The organism is Rathayibacter sp. VKM Ac-2879, from assembly GCF_015351245.1.
In the GTDB taxonomy this organism is placed as follows: domain Bacteria; phylum Actinomycetota; class Actinomycetes; order Actinomycetales; family Microbacteriaceae; genus Rathayibacter.
This window is the reverse complement of the sequence record NZ_JADKSO010000003.1, coordinates 336,635-355,422: the sequence shown is the minus strand read 5'-3', so window position 1 is coordinate 355,422 and position 18,788 is coordinate 336,635. Positions and strand designations below refer to the sequence as shown.

Below are 18,788 nucleotides of genomic sequence, written 5' to 3'. Positions count from 1 at the left end.
GGAGGCAGTGCGCGCGCGGTTCGTAGACAAAGAAAAACAAGGAGAAAAATCATGGCAAAGCTCACGCAGGACGAGCTCATCGAGGCCTTCAAGGAGCTCACGCTCATCGAGCTCTCGGAGTTCGTCAAGAAGTTCGAAGAGGTCTTCGAGGTCACCGCTGCTGCTCCCGTCGCGGTCGCCGCGGCCGGTGGCGGCGCTGCTGCCCCCGCCGAAGAGGTCGAGGAGCAGACCGAGTTCGACGTCGTGCTCGAGTCGGCCGGCGAGAAGAAGATCCAGGTCATCAAGGAGGTGCGCGCGCTCACCAGCCTCGGCCTCGGTGAGGCGAAGGCTCTCGTCGATGGCGCTCCCAAGGCTGTCCTCGAGGCCGTCAACAAGGAGACCGCCGACAAGGCCAAGGCTCAGCTCGAGGGCGCCGGCGCGACCGTCACCGTCAAGTAGTCCCCGCCGGCTCCGGCCGGTCACCCGCACGGGTGAAGCGAGTCCGCCTCCGGGCGGTTCGCGCAGACACAGGGCGTCACCTCTTCGGGGGTGGCGCCCTGTGTCGTTCCCGCGTTGGCGCGGGCAGGCGCCTCTAAAATCGGAAGGTGACTGTGATCGATCCGCTTGCCGGGCTCCCCGCGCGCGACGTGCCTCCGAGCGAGGTCTCGCTCAGCGAGCTCCTGAGCGATTTCGTCTCGGTGACGCATCGCCTCGTCCGTCTCGCCGCTCAGGCGACCGACAACCAGGAGTCGCAGGCCGTGTGGCGCACGCTCTCGGTGCTGCTCTCGATCGGGCCGATGCGGCTCGGAGAGCTGGCCAACCAGAGCCGCGTGTCGCAGCCCACGATGACCAAGATCGTGAAGAACCTCGTCGATGCCGGCTGGCTCGACCGGGTCGCCGATCCGGTCGACGCGCGAGCGTGGCAGATCTGTCTGGCGCCGGCGGGAGCCGAGGCGCTCGCCTCCTGGCGCACGCATCTCGGCGAGGCACTCACTCCGATCTTCGCCGATCTGGCGCCCGGCGATCGACGTGTGCTCGAACGTGCCGTCGAGATCATGCACGAGCGACTGGTCGTCGCCCCTCGCGCCTGACCGCGGTCGCCGGGCATGCGCGTGTCACCGTGGGCGGCCGGCAGACTGGTCGCGTGCAGATGCGTCTCGAGCTCGTTCCCCTTCCCGTCACCGACGTCGATCGCTCCCTCGCGTTCTACACCGAGGTCGTCGGCTTCCACCTGGATCACGACGTCCGCCCGTCGCCGACGATGCGGGTGGTGCAGCTCACACCGCCCGGCTCTGCCTGCTCGATCGTGATCGGCACCGGCATGGGTCCCGGGCCGGAGGAGGGCGTCGTCCGCAATCTCCACCTGGTCGTCGACGACATCGCGTCCGCTCGAGCCGAGCTCGCCGCCCGCTCGCTCGAGGTCAGCGAGGTGTACGACATGGGCGGCGTGAAGTACGCCTACTTCGGCGACCCCGACGGCAACTCGTGGGCGCTGCAGGAGATCGCCGTCACGACGCCTCCCGCCTGAGCGCGGACGCGGGAGGGCTCGGGTGCCGGGCTCAGTCCTCGGGCCAGCGCACGCGCGCCGGGACGTCGGGGTGCTTGCGCAGCCACGACGCGATGAACGGGCAGCGCGGAACCACGGTGCCTCCCGCCTCCGTGATGGCGAGGACGGCCGCGCGCGCGAGAACGCCGCCGAGCCCGCGCCCCTCCCAGCCCTCGTCGATGACGGTGTGGGTCAGCACGACCTCGTCGTCGTGCCGCACGTAGGCCGCGAAGCCGGCCGCCGTGCCGCCGACCTCGATCTCGAATCGGGAGCGCTCGGGAACGTCGCGGACGGCGGGGGAGTCGGTGTCGGTCATGCTCCGATTCTCGCTCCCCGTGGAACCGAGGTGCTCGTGCGAATGACGAGGGAGGCGGGGATCATCGTGTGGCGTGCGGGCGGAGGCTCCTCGCCGCGCGCTCCCGCTGCGAGCGCGCCGAGGACCAGCTCGACCGCGAGCTCGCCCTGCTGACGAGGGTCCTGTCGGATCGAGGTGAGCCCGAACAGCTCAGCGAGCGGATGGTCGTCGATACCGATGATCGAGACGTCCTCGGGCACCGACAGGCCGAGTTCGCGTGCGGCGAGGATGATGCCGATGGCGATCTCGTCGGAGGCCGCGAAGATCGCGGTCGGTCGCGAGCGCGGATCGCCGAGGACCTGCCGGCCGGCGCGGTGGCCCCCGGGGATGTCGAAGCGCGTGGGCACGAAGTCGGAGGGGTCCGGCTGCCGGCCAGCGGCGACGAGCGCCTCGAAGAAGCCCTCTCGACGCTTGGTGTGCACGTGGAAGTCCATCTCCTCCTCCGTGAGCCCGCCGATGTGGACGACGCGCTCGTGGCCCAGGGAGAGGAGGTGCTCGGTGGCCAGTCGAGCGGCGGCGACGTCGTCGATGCTGAAGGTGGGGATCCCGGGCAGCTCGCCGCCGATGCCGACGATCGGCTTGCCGAGGGCGAGCAGCGCCTCGGTCTCGTGTGGCGAGATCTCGAGCGTGACGGCGACGATGGCGTCGACGCGTTTGCGCACGAGGTAGTACTCGAACACGCTGCGGCGCGCCTCGAGGTGCTTGTCGATGTTGTAGAGGAGCAGGTCGTAGCCGGCCGCGAGCAGGGCGCGTTCGATGCCCTCGATGATGCCGGCGAAGAACCACTGGTTGATGATCGGGATGATGACCGCGATGTTGTTGCTGCGACCGGTGACCAGGCTCGACGCGTTGGCCGAGACGACGTATCCCAGGCTGGAGGCGGCGAGTTCGACCCGTTGCTTCGTGCCGGCCGAGACGTAGCCTCGACCGCTCAACGCCCGCGAGACCGTCGCCTTCGACACCCCGGCGAGCTCGGCGACCTCTTCGATGCCTGTCACGGCGTTCCTCCCCACGCCCCCTGCCTCGATGCTGGAAACGGTTCCAGGAAGTTATACCGCGCGGCATGGCGTCCGGCCAGTCCACGTGGAGGTTCGTGGGGGCCGCACGCGGTACAAGCCCGGTTTGACGCCGAATCGTTACCTGAGAGAGCGCTCTATCGACTTCGTTGTGCTTTCATCGTTCTTGTGGAAAGGTTTCCCTTCGTGGGAGCCCACCCACGTCACACCCGATGGTTCGCTCGAAGGTCCTTCAGATTCACCGCAGGTCCTCCCGGCGTCGCCATCACCACCATCCGAGTTGTCGCGGCACACGCTTCGAGCCGCCACAGGCCCCGGTCTCGACCGAGGGGGCGGCTCCCTCGGCTGATCCACCACTCAATGAGGAGGAAGTATGCGGTCATCCCTGCACCGCCGTATCACCGTCCCGGTCGCCGTTCTCGCGGCAGCCGGCATCGCTCTCTCGGGTTGCTCCAGCAGCAATGACCCCAACGATCCCAACGCCGGCGGCGGTAACTCGGCCGGCAACGTCGGCACGGCGGACGGCGTCGTCAACGTGTACGGCACCATCAACGGCGACGAGGCCACCCTTCTCGAGCAGTCCTGGGCGGACTGGGAGAAGCAGAACAACATCGAGATCAAGTACACGGGCGACAAGGAGTTCGAGAAGCAGATCGGCATCAAGGTCCAGGGCGGCGACACCCCCGACCTCGCGATCTTCCCGCAGCCGGGGCTCCTCGCCGACACGATCGCCTCGGGCAAGGTGCAGAAGCTCCCGGCCGACGCGCTCGCCAACGTCCAGAAGAACTGGTCGGCGGACTGGCAGAAGTACGGCCAGGTCGACGGCACCCAGTACGGCGCGCCGCTGATGGCGTCGGTCAAGGGCTACGTCTGGTACTCGCCGAAGAAGTTCGCCGAGTGGGGCGTCTCGGTTCCCCAGACATGGGACGAGATGGAGGCGCTCGGCAAGACGATCGCCCAGAAGACCGGCGGACCCTCGTGGTGCGCGGGCTTCAACTCCGGCGAGGCCTCGGGCTGGCCGGGCACCGACTGGATCGAGGACGCGGTCCTCCGCGAGGCCGGGCCCGACGTCTACGACTCCTGGGTCGCCGGCGACACGAAGTTCACCGACCCCAAGATCAAGGAGGCGTTCGACTCCGTCGGCTCGATCCTCCTCGACCCGACCCTCGTCAACGCCGGCTACGGCGACGTCAAGTCGATCAACTCGACCGCGTTCGGCGACGTCGCCCAGAACGTGGCCAACGGAAGCTGCGCTCTGACCCACCAGGCCTCCTTCTTCGAGGGCTTCCTGACCGCGGCCGGCGCCAAGGTCGCCAAGGACGGCGACGTGTGGGCGTTCCTCACCCCGCCGGTGAAGGCCGACGACCCCCAGGCCGTCACGGGTGGTGGCGAGATGGTCGCCGCGTTCTCGAACGACGCCGACACCGCCAAGGTGCAGGCCTACCTGTCGAGCGCCGACTGGGCCAACAGCCGCGTCAAGCTCGGAGGCGTCATCTCGGCGAACAAGGGACTCGACCCGGCCAACGCGGGCAGCGACATCCTGAAGGACTCGATCAGCATCCTGCAGAACCCGGACACCACGTTCCGCTTCGACGGTTCGGACCTCATGCCGAAGTCCGTCGGCTCTGACAGCTTCTGGAAGGGAATGGTGGACTGGATCGACGGATCGAGCACCGACCAGGTCCTCCAGGAGATCCAAGCGGGATACACCTCCTAGCACGACAGTGCAGGGCCGCCGCTCCACCCCGAGCGGCGGCCCTGCGCCGTTGCCTAGCGCCAGGCCCCGCGAGAGCGGGCCCCGGGGCTAGGCTTCACCTGAGTTCAGAGTCGCACTCGAAAGGGCGTCCATGTCCGCATTCTTCCAGTGGCTCGCGAGCGTGCCGCCGCTCGCGCAGATCCCTCTCATCCTGTTGGCGTTCGCGGCCGTGGTCGCGGTCATTCTCTTCTTCGTCGAGATCGCTCCTCGGCGCGGTGCCGGCTACACCGTGCTCCGCCTCGCCGTGACCGTGATCCTGCCGGTCGTCCTCCTCCTCGCCTTCGGCCTCTACAACTCCGTCCTGTGGATCGCCGTCGTCGCCGCCGCGCTCGGCGGTGTGCTGTTCCTCCTGGACTTCCGATCCCGCAAAGGCGCGGGCTACGGCCTCCAGCTGATCGCGTTCATGGCGCCGGCGGCCTTCTTCATCCTCATCGGCCTGATCTACCCGACGATCACCACGGCGATCAACGCCTTCATGAAGAACGACGGTTCGGGCTTCGCGGGGATCGACAACTTCGTCTGGGTGTTCACGAGCCCCGACGGCATCACGGCGTTCTTGAACACCGTCGTCTGGGTGCTCCTCGCACCGATCACGGCGACCGCGATCGGCCTCGCCTACGCGGTGTTCATCGACAAGAGCCGCGGAGAGAAGTTCTTCAAACTGCTGGTGTTCATGCCGATGGCGATCTCGTTCGTCGGCGCGTCGATCATCTTCAAGTTCTTCTACGACGTGCGCCAGGGTGAGCAGATCGGCCTGCTGAACGGCATCCTCACCGCCTTCGGAGGCACGCCGATCGACTGGCTCGGTCTCGAGCCGTGGAACACCCTGTTCCTCGTCATCGTCCTGATCTGGACCCAGGCCGGATTTGCCATGACCGTCCTCTCGGCGGCCATCAAGGGCGTGCCGGCCGAACAGCTCGAGGCGGCGTCGCTCGACGGCACGACCGCGTGGCAGGCCTTCTGGAACGTCACGGTGCCGGGCATCCGCTCCTCGATCGTCGTCGTCCTCACGACGATCTCGATCGCCTCCCTCAAGGTCTTCGACATCGTCTCGGCGATGACCGGCGGCCGCTCCGACACCACCGTCCTCGCCTTCGAGATGGTCCGCCAGTTCCAGCTCGGCGCCCGCAGCGGCTACAGCGCGGCCCTTGCGGTCATCCTGTTCCTGCTCGTGCTCCCCATCGTCGTCTACAACGCCCGCCAGCTCGCCAAGCAGAGGGAGATCCGATGAGCGTCACGCCCACTCCGATCCAGGTCCCGGTCGATCGCACCACCGAACGCCGCCTCCTCCGCGGGGAATCGAAGATCGAGGCCGCAAGCGGCAAGGTGCGGAGGGCCACCACCTCGCGCGGCGCCACTCTCGCGGCGGCGATCATCGCGGCGATCTGGACCCTCCCGACCCTCGGGTTGTTCATCTCGTCGTTCCGACCGGCGAACGACATCAAGACCACCGGCTGGTGGACGATCTTCGCCAACCCCGGCTTCACTCTCGACAACTACACGAACGCCCTCAACTCGGGCGACAGCCTGACGCTCGGCAAGGCATTCGTGAACTCGCTCGTCATCACGCTCCCCGCGGCGCTCATCCCGATCACGATCGCGAGCCTGGCGGCCTACGCCTTCGCGTGGATCGACTTCAAGGGCCGCAACACGCTCTTCGTGCTCGTGTTCTCGCTCCAGATCGTCCCGATCCAGATGGCCCTCGTGCCACTCCTGCAGCTGTTCTCGGACGGCCTGCGGATCGGAGGGCTGTACATCCTCCCCGGTCTCGGGGTGAACGGGCTCGACGGCTCCTACGCGAAGGTGTGGATCGCGCACACGATCTTCGCCCTCCCGCTGGCGATCTTCATGCTGCACAACTTCATCTCGGAGATCCCCGGCGAAGTCATCGAGGCGGCGCGCGTGGACGGAGCGGGACACGGGCAGATCTTCTTCCGCATCGTGCTGCCGCTCGCGGTGCCGGCCATCGCCTCGTTCGGCATCTTCCAGTTCCTCTGGGTGTGGAACGACCTGCTGGTCGCGACGGTCTTCACCTCGGGAGCCGGTCTGCCGATCACGAAGGCGCTGCAAGACCTCTCGGGATCGTACGGACAGTCGTGGGAGCTGCTCACCGCCGGAGCGTTCATCTCGATCATCGTTCCCCTCATCGTGTTCTTCGCGCTGCAGCGGTTCTTCGTTCGCGGTCTCCTCGCCGGCGCCACCAAGGGCTGACGCACCGTCGGCGGTCGCTCCGCTCTCGCCCGCAAGAGGGCGCCTCGAGACATCCCGTGTCGAGGCCCCCTCTCTGTGCACGTCGAAAGCACGGATTCGCCGTGGGCGGAAGCGGCGAGGGATCTCGGTGCCCGGGGCTATGGTCGAGCGGTGAGCAGGATGGGCGACGTCGCGGCAGGCGGCGGGATGCGGGGCGGAGGTGCACGCCCCGGGAAGATCTCCGGCGGAGACCCCGACAGCCAACGCCGCAGCAACGCCGAGGCCCCGCGCATCCCCGGACTTCTCCGCCGGATCGCCGAGCTCTTCCGCCTCCACCGCGCCAAGCTCTCCCTCACGGTCGTCCTCGTCCTCGTCGGCGCGGCCCTCACGGTCGTCCCGCCGCTGCTCACCCAGCTCGCCTTCGACCACGGCCTGTTCCCGACCTCCGGCACGCCCGACCTGCCCGTTCTGCTCGAGCTCGTCGGCGTGATGGTGCTCGTCTGGGCGATCTCGGCGATCCTCGGCGTCTGGCAGACCTACCTCACCGCGACCGTGGGCAACACCGTGATGGGCGAGCTGCGCATCCGCCTGTTCCGTCATCTCCAGGCCATGGAGCTCGGCTTCTTCACCCGAACTCGCACGGGCGTGATCCAGTCGCGCCTCGCGAACGATGTCGGCGGGGTGGCGAGCGTGCTCACCAACACCGTCTCGAGCGTGCTCGGCAACACCGTGACGGTGATCGCGGCCGTCGTGGCGATGCTCCTGCTGTCGTGGCAGATGACCATCGTCGCGGTCGTGCTCACTCCCGTCCTGGTCGTCGCGCAGCGGCGGGTGGGCCAGGTGCGCGCCCGCATCGCGACGAAGACGCAAGAATCGCTCTCCGAGATGACAGCGATCACTCAAGAGACCCTGAGCGTCTCCGGCATCCTGCTGGCCAAGAGCTTCGGACGGCAGGAGTCGGAGGTCGCCCGCTACGCCGACGAGAACGGCCGCCAGATCGAGTTGCAGGTGCGTCAGCAGATGTCGGGCCAGTGGTTCTTCGCGATGGTGCAGATCTTCCTCTCGGTCATCCCGGTGATCGTCTACCTCGTCGCGGCGTGGCTCATCCTCGGCGGCACCACGGTGACCGCCGGCACCGTCGTCGCCTTCACGACGGTGCAGGCTCGACTCATGTGGCCCCTGCTCGGTCTCCTGCGTGTGGCGCTCGACCTGCAGACGGCCGGAGCCCTCTTCGCGCGCATCTTCGAATACCTCGACCTGCGTCCCTCGATCCGCGACCGCGCCTCGGCCCGTGAGGTGTCCGGCGAGCTCGGTCGGGTCGAGCTCGACGAGGTCGTGTTCCGCTACCCCGACCAGGCCGAGGACGCCCGCCCGACGCTCGACCACGTCTCGGTGTCGATCGAGCCCGGGCAGTTCGTGGCCTTCGTCGGCCCGTCGGGCGCGGGCAAGACCACGATCTCGTACCTCGTGCCGCGACTGTACGACGTCACCGGCGGCGCGGTGCGCTTCGCCGGCACCGACGTGCGCGAGCTCACGCAGGAGTCGCTCGTGTCGCACATCGGCATCGTGAGCCAGGAGACCTACCTCTTCCACGCGACGATCGCCGAGAACCTCCGCTACGCACGACCCGAGGCCACTCACGAGGAGCTCGAGGCCGCCGCGCGAGCCGCCAACATCCACGACACGATCGCGTCCTTCCCCGACGGCTATGACACCCTCGTCGGCGAACGCGGCTATCGCCTGTCGGGAGGCGAGAAGCAGCGCCTCGCCATCGCTCGAGTGCTTCTCAAGGATCCCGCCGTCCTCATCCTCGACGAGGCGACGAGCGCGCTCGACACCGTCTCGGAGCGGATCGTGCAGACCGCGCTCGACGACGCCTCCCGAGGCCGCACGACCATCGCGATCGCCCACCGTCTCTCGACGGTCGTCTCGGCCGACACGATCCACGTCGTCGACGGCGGTCGGATCGTCGAGTCGGGGACCCACCACGGACTGATCGAGAGGGGCGGGCTCTACGCCTCGCTCTACGCACAGCAGGCGGACTCGGCGCTCAGCGCGTGACCGCCGCGCGGACAGCCGCCTCGCAGGGTCTCGACGCCAAGACGGTCGTCCTGCGCGACGCCTCCTCGCGCCGCGCAGGACGAGTCTGCTACTCGCAGGCGATCCCGTCGCCGTCTCGGTCGAGCTTGCGGCTGTAGCCGGGGTCGCCCGTCGACAGGGGAGCGACGCCCGCCGCGCGCGCAGCGGCGCAGTTCGCGTACGACACCGAGGAGCTCGCGGGCTCCGCGGGTACGGCGGCCGGCTCGGGGGCGGTCTCGGCCGCGGGCTCTGCGGCGGCAGGCTTCGCTGCCGAGGACGACGATGCTGCCGAGGACGACGATGCTGCGGCCTCGAGCTCGGCGATGCGCGCGTCTCGGCCGGCCAGCGTCGTCGACGCTGTCGCGGCCTCCGCCGTCATCGAGTCGACCGTCTTGCGGAGGTCCGACGCCGTCGCTTCCGCTGCCGAGCGATCCGAGTCGGCCTTCGCGCGCGCCTCGCTCTGCTCCTGCACCGACGCCTGTGCGGCGTCCAGCTGCTCCTGGACGGCGCTCAGCTGGGCCTCGGTCCTCTGGGAGCCACGGCCCGAGCCAGAGCCGCCGATCAGGGCGCCGAGGATCAGAGCTCCGAGAGACGTCCAGACGAGTGCCTGCAGGGGAACCCGGCGGCGCGTCTTCGGCGTCTTCTCTGGGACCGGCGGCGGCCAGGGTGCGGCGATGGAGGTGGTGGGGTCGGTCATGGCGGGACTCCTCAGGGGCGGATGGCGCCCTCAGAAAGGGGCCTCGAGCATCTCAGCGGCAGATGTCGGCGAAAGCAAGGTGATACCACCTAGTCGGCCCCCGATCCGCGCCATCGTGGACGTCGATGGCCGCCCAACGTCAGCGGAGACGTGCCGTCGCGCACCATCGTGCGCGAGAAGCCGACTCAGCTGACGTTGTGTGCGCCGGCGCCCGCCGAGCCCGTCACTCCGCCGGCCGGTCGGCGAGCATCTGCTCCATCAGCGAGATCTCGGCCTCCTGTGCCGTGACGACGGAGGAAGCGAAGTTCGTCGCGACGCCGAGCCGACTCCGAGCGAGCAGAGCCTCGGCCATGTCGATGGCACCACGGTGGTGGGCGATCATCAGCTCGAGGAACATCCGGTCGAAGTCGCGGCCCGAGGCGGCGCTCAAGGCCGCAATCTGCTCGGGAGTCGCGAGGCCGGGCATCCTCGTGGGCACCACGCCCTCCTCGGTCGACATCCCCATCGCCGAGTGCTCGTCAGCAGCCCCGGCGAGCGTCGGACGGCCCATCCAGGTCATCGAGGGCTCGGGGGAGGCCTGCGGCAGACCCCACGAGGTCAGCCAGCCGAAGAGCTGGCCGGCCTGCTGCTGCTGCGTGAGCAGGATGTCCTTCGAGACCGTCAGCACCTCCCCGTCGGCGCTGCGCTCGCGCGCGATCATCGCGAGCTGGGCGCCCTGCAGGTGGTGGACCTGCATGTCGCGCGCGAAGCCCGCCTCCGCGCTGGTGCTCGACGGGGTCGTCGTGGGCGCGAACGGGGCGAGCGCGCCCACGAGGTAGCCGCCGGCCGCACCGAGCAGCAGCGCGACCACCGCGACGGCGGCGACGAGGAGGCGCCCTCTACTGCTTGCCGGGCGCATCGAGGCCTCCCGTGCAGGGGGCGCCGGGCTCGGGCGCGCTCGAGGACTGCCAGAAGCGCTCGACGAAGGCCTTCAGTCGCGGATCGTCGGGGGAGTCGATCGCGACCTGCGCGTCCCACGCGCTCAGGACGATGGGGGACTTCAGGCCCTCGTAGGGCGAGACGACCGAGTAGGTGCTCGGCAGGGCGGCGATCAGCGCATCGACGTCGCTCGTCGGGAGCGAAGGGTCGTAGGTGGCCCACACGGCACCGTGCTCGAGGTCGTGCACCGCGTTCTCGTTGGGGACGGGCTGGTCGTAGACGCCGCAGTTCATCCAGACCGCGTTGTGCGGGCCGCCCGCCGGAGGCGTCTGCGCGTAGTCGACCGAGCCGGTGACGTGTGTGGCGTCGTTCTCGAAGGTCTGGAGGCCGTCGATCTGGCGCGCCTGAACGATCTGCTGGTTGCCGAAGACGGTGACGGCGATGATCCCACCGACGGCGAGCACGGCGAGGGCCGAGAGCGTCCCGATCCAGATGCGGCTGTTGCGCTTGCGGCGCGCTTGCTCGCGCTTGTAGCTCTCGAGCTTCTCTTGGCGGGCGCGGTTCTTCGCGGACATCGTGTCTCGGGGCACGGCGTGGTCTCTCGTTCGGCGGGCGGACGGCGCCCGTAAGGAGCGCGCGGGCGCCTGAGAGGCGCTCTCAGAGGATAACGAGCTGGGCTTCGGAACGGCTCACAGTGGGGACGTCAGGAGGAGAAGGTCAGCCAGAGGAGCAGGGCGTTGAGCACGATGAGGAAGGCGGCGGCGAGCGTGGCCGCGAGAGTCGTGAACCAGCGGTTGGCCTGCTCACCCATCAGGCGACGGTCGCGGGTCAGGGCCACGAGCGGCACCAGGGCGAACGGGATCCCGAACGACAGCACGACCTGGCTCAGCACGAGCGCGCGCGTGGGGTCGATCCCGAGCGCCAGGACGAGCAGTGCCGGGAGCAGGGTGACGAGCCGTCGGGCGACCAGCGGCACGCGCAGGTGCAGCAGCCCGTGCATGATCTCGGCTCCGGCATAGGCCCCTACCGAGGTCGAGGCGAGTCCGGAGGCGAGCAGGCCGATGGCGAACAGTGTCGCGACGACGGGCCCGAGCGCCGCCGCGATCGCCGCGTGTGCCCCCTCGAGGCTGTCGGTACCGGCGACCCCGGCGAGCGAGTGCGCGGCGAGGAGGAGGATCGCGAGGTTCACGGTGCCGGCGATGGCGAGCGCGACGGTGACGTCGATCCTGGTTGCGACGAGGATCCTCCGACGGGCGCCGAGACCCTGGACGTGGCCGAAGCGATCGCGGGCGAGCGCGGAGTGCGCGTAGATAGCGTGCGGCATGACGGTGGCGCCGAGGATGGACGCGGCCAGCAGTACCGACTCCGAGCCGTCGAAACGCGGGACGAGGCCGGCGATCGTCGCCCCCGCGTCCGGCGGATCGACGACGACGCCGACCGTGAAGCCGACGGCGATCAGCACCATCAGTCCCGTGATGACGTGCTCGAACGGCCGCGCTCCGCCGCGGGTCTGCACGAGCAGGAGTACGAGCGAGACGGCTCCGGTGACGAATCCGCCCGCGAGCAAGGGCAGGCCGAAGAGGAGGTTCAGAGCGATCGCGCCGCCGATGACCTCGGCGAGATCGGTCGCCATCGCCACGGTCTCGGCCTGCAACCAGTAGGCGCGACGGCCCCAGCGCCCGCGGAGACGTTCGCCGAGGAGCTCGGGCAGGCTGCGGCCGGTCATCAGGCCGAGCTTCGCCGAGAGGTACTGGATGAGCCAGGCCATCAGGTTGCCGAGCACGACGACCCACACGAGGAGGTAGCCGAAGCGGGCGCCGGCCGTCATGTTGCTGGCGACGTTCCCCGGATCGAGGTAGGCGACTCCGGCGACCAGGGCCGGGCCGAGCAGGCGCAGGAGATGTCCTTCGGCCGGACGCTGCGGCGGTGCGGCGATCGGAGTGGTCATGGGGTCCGTTCCGGGTCGACGGTGGCGCTCGCGGACCCCCACGATAAGGCACTCTCGGGCTCGGCGACAGCGCTCACGGAGGTCGCGCCGAGGGCAGCGGGGAGGCCGCCAACGCGCGGTCGAGCGAACCTCACGACTCCCGTCACACGCCAAGAACCGGTTGCTACGCTGACGGCATGAGCCTCGACCGAACCCTGCCAGCCCGCCCGGACACCGGGATGGTCTACGCCGACTCGGTGCTCGATCTGATCGGCGACACCCCTCTCGTGAAGCTCGGTCCGGTCGCGGCGGGCGTGCAGGCGACCGTGCTGGTCAAGGTCGAGTACCTCAACCCCGGAGGCTCCTCGAAGGACCGCATCGCGACGCGCATCATCGACGCGGCCGAGCGTGACGGGCTGCTGAAGCCCGGTGGCACGATCGTCGAGCCGACGAGCGGCAACACCGGGATCGGCCTGGCGCTGGTGGCTCAGCAACGCGGCTACCGCTGCGTGTTCGTCTTGCCCGACAAGGTCGGCGAGGACAAGCGCAACGTGCTGACCGCCTACGGGGCCGAGATCGTGGTGACGCCAACGGCCGTCGCTCCCGCGGACCCGGCCTCCTACTACTCCGTCTCGGATCGCCTCGCGCGCGAGATCCCCGGCGCGTTCAAGCCCAATCAGTACGCCAACCTCAACGGTCCGCTCAGCCACTACGAGACCACCGGTCCCGAGATCTGGCGCGACACCGCGGGACGTGTCACCGCCTTCGTCGCGGGGGTCGGCACGGGCGGCACGATCAGTGGGGTCGGCCGCTACCTCAAGGAGGTCTCGGAGGGCCGCGTGCAGATCGTCGGCGCCGACCCCGAGGGCTCCGTCTACTCGGGAGGCGGCGGTCGCCCGTACCTCACCGAGGGCGTCGGAGAGGACTTCTGGCCCAGCGCCTACGACCCCAGCGTGGTCGACCGGATCATCGCCTCCAGCGATGCCGAGTCGTTCGCGATGACCAGGCGCCTGGCCCGCGAGGAGGGGCTGCTGGTCGGCGGCTCGAGCGGCCTTGCCGTCTCGGTGGCGCTCAAGGCCGCGGCGGAGCTCGGGCCGGACGACGTGGTGGTCGTGCTGCTGCCCGACGGGGGGCGCGGCTACCTCGGCAAGATCTTCAACGACCGGTGGATGCGCTCCTACGGGTTCCTCGAGATGCGGGACGAGGGCACGGTCCGCGACGTGCTCCGGGCCCGTGCCTCGACCCCTCACGAGCTGCCGGCGCTCGTGCACGCGCATCCGAGCGACACGGTGCGCGACGCGATCGGCATCATGGCCGAGTACGGCGTCTCTCAGCTGCCGGTGTTGAGCGCCGAGCCGCCCGTGGTGATGGGCGAGGTCATCGGAGCCGTCGACGAGCGCGAGCTGCTCGACCGGGTGTTCAGCGGTTCGGCGTCGCTCAACGATCCGCTCGGCTCGAGCGTCGGGGCGCCGCTCGCTCTGATCGGCCTCGGCGAGAGCATCTCGGCGGCCAGGGTGGCGCTGCGTGACGGTAGCGCGCTGCTCGTGATCGACGAGGGCAAGCCGGTCGCCGTGATCACCCGCCAGGACCTCCTCACCTACGCGACGGCCTGACCGCTCGCGACCTTCCCGACACCTCCGACCCAGAGAGCCCCGCGCCATGCCCAGGAAGCAGCACTTCGACACCCGAGCCATCCACGCTGGACAGGAGTTCGACCCGACGACGGGAGCCGTCGTTCCTCCCGTGTACCTGACGTCGACGTTCGTGCAAGACGGCATCGGCGGTCTGCGCGGCGGTTACGAGTACGCGCGCTCGGCCAACCCGACCCGCGACTCGCTGCAAGACCTCATCGCCTCGCTCGAGGGCGCCGACGTGGCGTACTCCTTCTCGTCCGGCCTCGCCGCCGAGGACACCCTGCTGCGCGCGGCGCTCTCGCCCGGCGATCACATCGTGCTCGGCAACGACGCCTACGGGGGGAGCCATCGCCTGATCGATCGGGTGCACGGCGCGTGGGGCATCCGCAACACGGCGGTCGACATGTCGAACCTGCGCGAGGTGCAGAAGGCGATCGTCCCCGGTGAGACATCGATGCTGTGGGTCGAGACGCCGTCCAACCCGCTGATGACGATCAGCGACATCGCCGAGCTGGCGGACCTCGCCCACGCACACGACCTGATCGTGGTCGTCGACAACACCTTCGCCTCCCCGGCGCTGCAGCAGCCGCTCGCGCTCGGTGCCGACGTGGTCGTGCACTCGACGACGAAGTACCTCGGCGGCCACTCCGACGTGGTGGGCGGCGCTCTGGCCCTGCGCTCGGGGCCGCTCGCCGAGAAGATCGCGTTCCTCCAGTTCGCGGTCGGGGCGATCTCGGGCCCGATGGATGCCTGGCTCACGGTCAGGGGCATCAAGACGCTCGGTGTCCGCATGGAGCGGCACTCCTCGAACGCGCAGGCGGTCGCCGAGTTCCTCGCCGAGCATCCCGCGGTGAGCGCGGTCCACTACCCGGGGCTGCCGGGCCACCCCGGACACGAGCTGGCGAAGCGGCAGATGTCCGGCTTCGGCGGGATGCTCTCGCTCGAGCTCGCGACTCCCCGAGCGGCCAGGAAGTTCGCGGAGTCGACCGAGCTGTTCCAGCTCGCCGAGTCGCTCGGCGGGGTCGAGTCCCTCATCGGCTACCCGAGCGAGATGACGCACGCGTCGGTCAAGGGCACGCCGCTCGAGGTCTCGGAGTCGCTGGTGCGGCTCTCGGTGGGCATCGAGGACGCGGACGACCTGATCGCGGACCTCGCGGGAGCGCTGCCGAAGAGATAGCGACACCCCGCCGCGTGGACACGAGACGGCGGGCACTGGCAGCATCGACTACATGACCCCCGTGTCCCGCCGTATCGTCGACCTCAGCCACACGATCGCGGAGGGGCTGGTCACCTACCCGGGGCTACCGGCGCCGCGCATCCGACCGCACCTCACCCGTGAGGCGTCGCGCGCCTCCTACGAGCCGGGCACCGAGTTCGCGATGGATGTCATCGAGATGATCGGCAACACGGGGACCTACCTCGACAGCCCCTTCCACCGCTACGAGGGCGGCGCCGACCTCGCCGCCCTCGACCTCGAGACCCTCGTCGGGCTCCCGGCCGTCGTGATCGACGCGCGCGGAGCCTCCGCACGCGAGATCGGGCCGGAGGCGTTCGCCGGGCGAGACGTGCGCGGGGCGGCGGTGCTGATGAGCACCGGCTGGGACGCGCGCTTCGGCACGCCCGAGTACGGCCGCGGCGCCCCGTTCCTCGGCGAGGCGGGCGCCCAGGCCCTGATCGCGGCCGGCGCGGTGCTCGTCGGCATCGACTCCGTCAACATCGACGACACCGAATCGGGAGGCGCGCGACCGGCGCACAGCCTCCTCCTGGCCGCGGGAGTGCACGTCGTCGAGCACCTCACCGGGCTGGAGGCGCTACCCGCGACGGGAGCGCACTTCACCGCGGTACCGCCGAAGGTGAAGGGCTTCGGGACCTTCCCGGTGCGGGCCTTCGCAGTGGTCGACGGCAGCTGACGGCCACCGGGCGCACAGGACCCGCTGGCTATCCTGGTCCGATGCATCCCGCCCTCGCCGCCCTCGGTCGTCGCGTGCGCCCCCGCACCCGCCTTGCGGCTTTCGGCCGTCGCGTGCGGCCGAGAACCCGCCTTCTGCAGGCGACGCGAGCGGCGGTCGGCGTGCCGCAGCGCCTCCAGGCCCGACGCGTCGCCGCGGTCGCCGCTCGACCGATCGACTACCCCTCCTCGCTCGCGTTCCGGGGCGAGCTGCTGGTGCTCGCGCTCGCCAACCGCTTCTCGCGCCGATCCGCGATCGATCCCGCGGGTTCGGTCGTCGTGACCATGACCACGCACGGCGAACGCCTCCGACGCGTGCACGTGGCGCTCGAGTCGATCGCGCGCGGCGAGGCCCGACCCGCGCGCCTCGTGCTCTGGCTCGACGACCCGGCGCTGTACGCCGAGCTGCCCGCTCCGCTCCGCCGCCTCCGCGGCAGGGGCGTCGAGATCCGCCTCGTCGAGGGCTACCGCGTGCACACCAAGTACTTCCCGCATCTGCTGTCGGGCCGCGCGGGCGAGCGCGACCTCGTGACCTCCGACGATGACATCGTCTACCCGCGCACCTGGCTGCGCGGCCTGCTCGACGCCCGGTCCCGCTACCCGCGCGAGACGGTGCTCTGCTACCGGGCGCACCGGGTCGGGATCGTGGAGGGCGCGGTCGCGCCGTACACGAGCTGGAGGCCCGTCGAGGACACGCGGGCGGGCTTCGAGGTGTTCGGCACCTCCGTCTCGGGGCAGCTCTTCCCGAGCGAGCTCATGGAGACGGTGGCGACGCACGGGGACGCGTTCCGCGAGATCGCGCCCGACGCCGACGACATCTGGCTGCACGTGCGCGCGGTCGAGGCTGGCTACCGTATCGCCCAGATCGAGCCACGCGCGCAGCTGTTCCCCTTCGTGCCTCGCACGCAACAGACCGGGCTCTACCTCGTCAACTACTGGGACGGCGGTAACGACCGCCAGACCGCCGCCGCCTACTCGCCCGAGGTGACCGCCCGCATCCAGACCGAGCAGGAGGCACGGTCGTGATGCGCCTGCTCTTCATCAGCAACCTGTACCCCCCACAGGTGCTCGGCGGCTACGAGATGACCTGCGCCCGTGTCGCGGAGGCGATGGCCGCGCGCGGACACGCCGTGCGCGTGCTCACAAGCCCGACCTACCTCCCTCCCGAGCCCGCCGGGGTCGAGGTGCATCGCACGCTCGGGCTGCGCACGTATTTCCCGCTGCCGCAAACGGGGGGCGAGATCGCCCAGCTGCTGCACCACGAGAGTGCCGTGTCCCGCTTCGAGAACACGCGGATCCTGCTCGAGGAACTGCGCGACTTCGCGCCGACGCACGTCGTCGCCTTCAACCTCGTGGGACTCGGCGGCCTCGCGCTCATCGACCTGCTGCGCACCGTGGACGCGCCGTGGATGTGGAACCTCGGCGACCGCACGCCGAACGCCCTCGTCGACGGCCTGCCCGAGCGGGTGCTCGCGGTATACGGGGCCCAGGCCCCTGACCACTTCGCGCGCGGCGAGATCGTGGCCGTCAGCCGTTCGCTCGTCGAGGCCATCGAGGAGGGCGGTCTCGATCTCGGTGAGGTCGAGGTCATCGGGCGCGGCGTGTCGGCGCCCCCGGAGTCGGACGAGCCGCGCCGCTATCGCCGCGACGGCATCACGCGTTTCACGTTCGCCGCCTCGCTCGGCGAGCACAAGGGTGTCGGGCTCGTCCTCGAGGCGGCGTCCGCGCTCGCGGACGAGACGCGCGAGTTCCGCATCGACCTCTACGGCGACGGCGACGTCGACGGGTATCGCGCGAAGGCGAGGGAGGCGGGGCTCGAGGGCCTGGTCGAGTTCCACGGGGCGACGCCCCACGATGAGGTGCTGGCGGCGCACGGGAGCGCCGACGCGTTCCTGTTCCCCACCTGGGAGGGCGAGCCCTTCGGCGTCGCGCCGGTGGAGGCGGCGGCGGCGGGGTGCGTGCCGATCGTGACGGCGACCAGCGGAGTGGCGGAGTTCCTCCTCGACGGGGTCGACTGCATCAAGATCACCCGCTCGGCCTCGGCCCTGCTCGACGCGCTGCGCGATGTCGTGACGGGAGTCACCGACCTCGAGACGCTGGGCAGGCGGGGGCGCGCCTCCGCCCGCGGGCCGCTCTCGTTCGAGCGCTCGATCGAGCTGATCGAGGCTTCCCTCGAGCGGCGCACGCGACCGGGCAGCCTGGCCGAGCGCGCCGCCGACACCACCCTCGAAGCCGACATCATGGACAAGAACGAGCGAGCGATGGACGTGCTCCATCGCCGCTTCTCCGGACGGGACGACGACGATGACCAGTGACCACGACTTCCTCCACGACCCCGCCTCCGCGCCCTCCCGATTCGGTCGCGGTGGTGTGGCGTTGCGCTCCGCCGTGCACGGCCTGATCGCGCCGTGGCTCGAGCAGGAGCGGTTGCGCACCGAGGAGGTGCGCGCTGAGACGGCGGCCCTCCGGGAGGAGCTCGCGGCCGTGCGCGGAGAGCTGGAGTGTGCGCGCGCCGACACCGCTACCTCGCTCGACGAGTTGCGGGCGGGGATCGACGAGGTGACGTCCTCGCTGGCCGCGCTGCGAACGGCGTCGGAGGAGGCTCTCGCGGCGGAGGGCGCTCGTACCTCCGCTCTCGACGAGCGGTACGAGGTGCTCGAGGAGCGGGTGCGCGGGCTCGAACTGGAGCTACGGGCGGCGACCAGGCGTCTCGCGGAGGTGCTGGACCGCGCCTGAGGGTCTG

19 protein-coding genes are annotated in these 18,788 nt (G+C 69.9%); 13 read left to right on the top strand and 6 right to left on the bottom strand.

The features are described from left to right. The first annotated feature begins 51 nt into the window (after window positions 1-51). The 3 genes from rplL (at window position 52) to ITJ45_RS10525 (ending at window position 1,507) form a co-directional block, all read left to right on the top strand. Complete coding sequence (gene rplL, locus ITJ45_RS10535) at window positions 52-438, top strand: 50S ribosomal protein L7/L12 (protein ID WP_194609675.1); 387 nt, start codon at window positions 52-54, stop codon at window positions 436-438. 146 nt (window positions 439-584) lie between these two features. Beyond that, window positions 585-1,070 (top strand): MarR family winged helix-turn-helix transcriptional regulator, encoded by a 486-nt coding sequence (locus ITJ45_RS10530; protein ID WP_323742986.1) that lies wholly within the window; start codon window positions 585-587, stop codon window positions 1,068-1,070. Between the two features lie 53 nt (window positions 1,071-1,123). Next, window positions 1,124-1,507 (top strand): VOC family protein, encoded by a 384-nt coding sequence (locus ITJ45_RS10525; protein ID WP_323742985.1) that lies wholly within the window; start codon window positions 1,124-1,126, stop codon window positions 1,505-1,507. Window positions 1,508-1,538: 31 nt separating this feature from the next. Here ITJ45_RS10525 and ITJ45_RS10520 read toward each other — a convergent pair whose 3' ends face one another. Both ITJ45_RS10520 and ITJ45_RS10515 read right to left on the bottom strand, forming a co-directional pair. Beyond that, the gene (locus tag ITJ45_RS10520; RefSeq protein ID WP_194609673.1) at window positions 1,539-1,841 is read right to left on the bottom strand and encodes a GNAT family N-acetyltransferase; all 303 of its coding nucleotides are present in this window, start codon (window positions 1,839-1,841) and stop codon (window positions 1,539-1,541) included. Then, window positions 1,838-2,878 carry a LacI family DNA-binding transcriptional regulator gene (locus ITJ45_RS10515; protein WP_194609670.1) on the bottom strand — a complete coding sequence of 347 codons (1,041 nt, stop codon included), beginning with the start codon at window positions 2,876-2,878 and terminating at the stop codon, window positions 1,838-1,840. Before ITJ45_RS10515 ends, ITJ45_RS10520 begins: the two co-directional genes overlap by 4 nt. Window positions 2,879-3,269: 391 nt before the next feature. On the opposite strand from ITJ45_RS10515, the gene ITJ45_RS10510 reads away from it, so the two are divergent. The 4 genes from ITJ45_RS10510 to ITJ45_RS10495 all read left to right on the top strand — a co-directional run bounded on the left by ITJ45_RS10510 (window position 3,270) and on the right by ITJ45_RS10495 (window position 8,903). After that, window positions 3,270-4,613, top strand: a complete 1,344-nt coding sequence (locus tag ITJ45_RS10510; protein WP_194609668.1) for an ABC transporter substrate-binding protein — start codon at window positions 3,270-3,272, stop codon at window positions 4,611-4,613. A gap of 130 nt (window positions 4,614-4,743) precedes the next feature. Further along, window positions 4,744-5,883: a carbohydrate ABC transporter permease gene (locus ITJ45_RS10505; RefSeq protein WP_194609666.1), complete on the top strand. Its 1,140-nt coding sequence runs from the start codon at window positions 4,744-4,746 to the stop codon at window positions 5,881-5,883. Next, on the top strand, window positions 5,880-6,863 hold the full coding sequence (locus ITJ45_RS10500) for a carbohydrate ABC transporter permease (RefSeq protein WP_194609664.1): 984 nt from the start codon (window positions 5,880-5,882) through the stop codon (window positions 6,861-6,863). The genes ITJ45_RS10505 and ITJ45_RS10500 overlap by 4 nt, the downstream gene beginning before the upstream one ends. A 159-nt stretch (window positions 6,864-7,022) precedes the next feature. After that, on the top strand, window positions 7,023-8,903 hold the full coding sequence (locus tag ITJ45_RS10495) for an ABC transporter ATP-binding protein (RefSeq protein WP_194609832.1): 1,881 nt from the start codon (window positions 7,023-7,025) through the stop codon (window positions 8,901-8,903). Between the two features lie 88 nt (window positions 8,904-8,991). Here the strand turns inward: ITJ45_RS10495 and ITJ45_RS10490 are convergent, their stop codons facing one another. The 4 genes from ITJ45_RS10490 to ITJ45_RS10475 form a co-directional block, all read right to left on the bottom strand. Then, window positions 8,992-9,618, bottom strand: a complete 627-nt coding sequence (locus tag ITJ45_RS10490; protein ID WP_194609662.1) for an excalibur calcium-binding domain-containing protein — start codon at window positions 9,616-9,618, stop codon at window positions 8,992-8,994. A 223-nt stretch (window positions 9,619-9,841) separates the two neighbouring features. Then, window positions 9,842-10,516 carry a DUF305 domain-containing protein gene (locus tag ITJ45_RS10485; RefSeq protein ID WP_194609660.1) on the bottom strand — a complete coding sequence of 225 codons (675 nt, stop codon included), beginning with the start codon at window positions 10,514-10,516 and terminating at the stop codon, window positions 9,842-9,844. After that, window positions 10,497-11,126 carry a DUF3105 domain-containing protein gene (locus ITJ45_RS10480; RefSeq protein ID WP_323742984.1) on the bottom strand — a complete coding sequence of 210 codons (630 nt, stop codon included), beginning with the start codon at window positions 11,124-11,126 and terminating at the stop codon, window positions 10,497-10,499. Before ITJ45_RS10480 ends, ITJ45_RS10485 begins: the two co-directional genes overlap by 20 nt. A 113-nt stretch (window positions 11,127-11,239) precedes the next feature. Beyond that, window positions 11,240-12,484 (bottom strand): Nramp family divalent metal transporter, encoded by a 1,245-nt coding sequence (locus ITJ45_RS10475; protein ID WP_194609659.1) that lies wholly within the window; start codon window positions 12,482-12,484, stop codon window positions 11,240-11,242. A 218-nt stretch (window positions 12,485-12,702) separates the two neighbouring features. On the opposite strand from ITJ45_RS10475, the gene ITJ45_RS10470 reads away from it, so the two are divergent. From ITJ45_RS10470 to ITJ45_RS10445, 6 genes are read left to right on the top strand one after another with little or no spacing between them, the layout of a single operon-like run. Beyond that, a complete protein-coding gene (locus ITJ45_RS10470) occupies window positions 12,703-14,076 on the top strand; it encodes a cystathionine beta-synthase (protein WP_194609828.1) in 1,374 nt (457 codons plus the stop codon). A gap of 46 nt (window positions 14,077-14,122) precedes the next feature. After that, on the top strand, window positions 14,123-15,274 hold the full coding sequence (locus ITJ45_RS10465) for a cystathionine gamma-synthase (RefSeq protein ID WP_194609657.1): 1,152 nt from the start codon (window positions 14,123-14,125) through the stop codon (window positions 15,272-15,274). Between the two features lie 52 nt (window positions 15,275-15,326). Further along, window positions 15,327-16,007, top strand: coding sequence for a cyclase family protein (locus tag ITJ45_RS10460; RefSeq protein ID WP_194609655.1), 681 nt, complete (start codon window positions 15,327-15,329; stop codon window positions 16,005-16,007). A gap of 41 nt (window positions 16,008-16,048) precedes the next feature. Then, window positions 16,049-17,071, top strand: a complete 1,023-nt coding sequence (locus ITJ45_RS10455) for a glycosyltransferase (RefSeq protein WP_194609653.1) — start codon at window positions 16,049-16,051, stop codon at window positions 17,069-17,071. After that, entirely contained in the window at window positions 17,071-18,360 is a 1,290-nt protein-coding gene (locus tag ITJ45_RS10450; protein WP_228493860.1) for a glycosyltransferase family 4 protein, read from the top strand. The genes ITJ45_RS10455 and ITJ45_RS10450 overlap by 1 nt, the downstream gene beginning before the upstream one ends. After that, window positions 18,350-18,781 (top strand): hypothetical protein, encoded by a 432-nt coding sequence (locus ITJ45_RS10445; RefSeq protein ID WP_194609649.1) that lies wholly within the window; start codon window positions 18,350-18,352, stop codon window positions 18,779-18,781. The genes ITJ45_RS10450 and ITJ45_RS10445 overlap by 11 nt, the downstream gene beginning before the upstream one ends. Window positions 18,782-18,788: the final 7 nt, after the last annotated feature.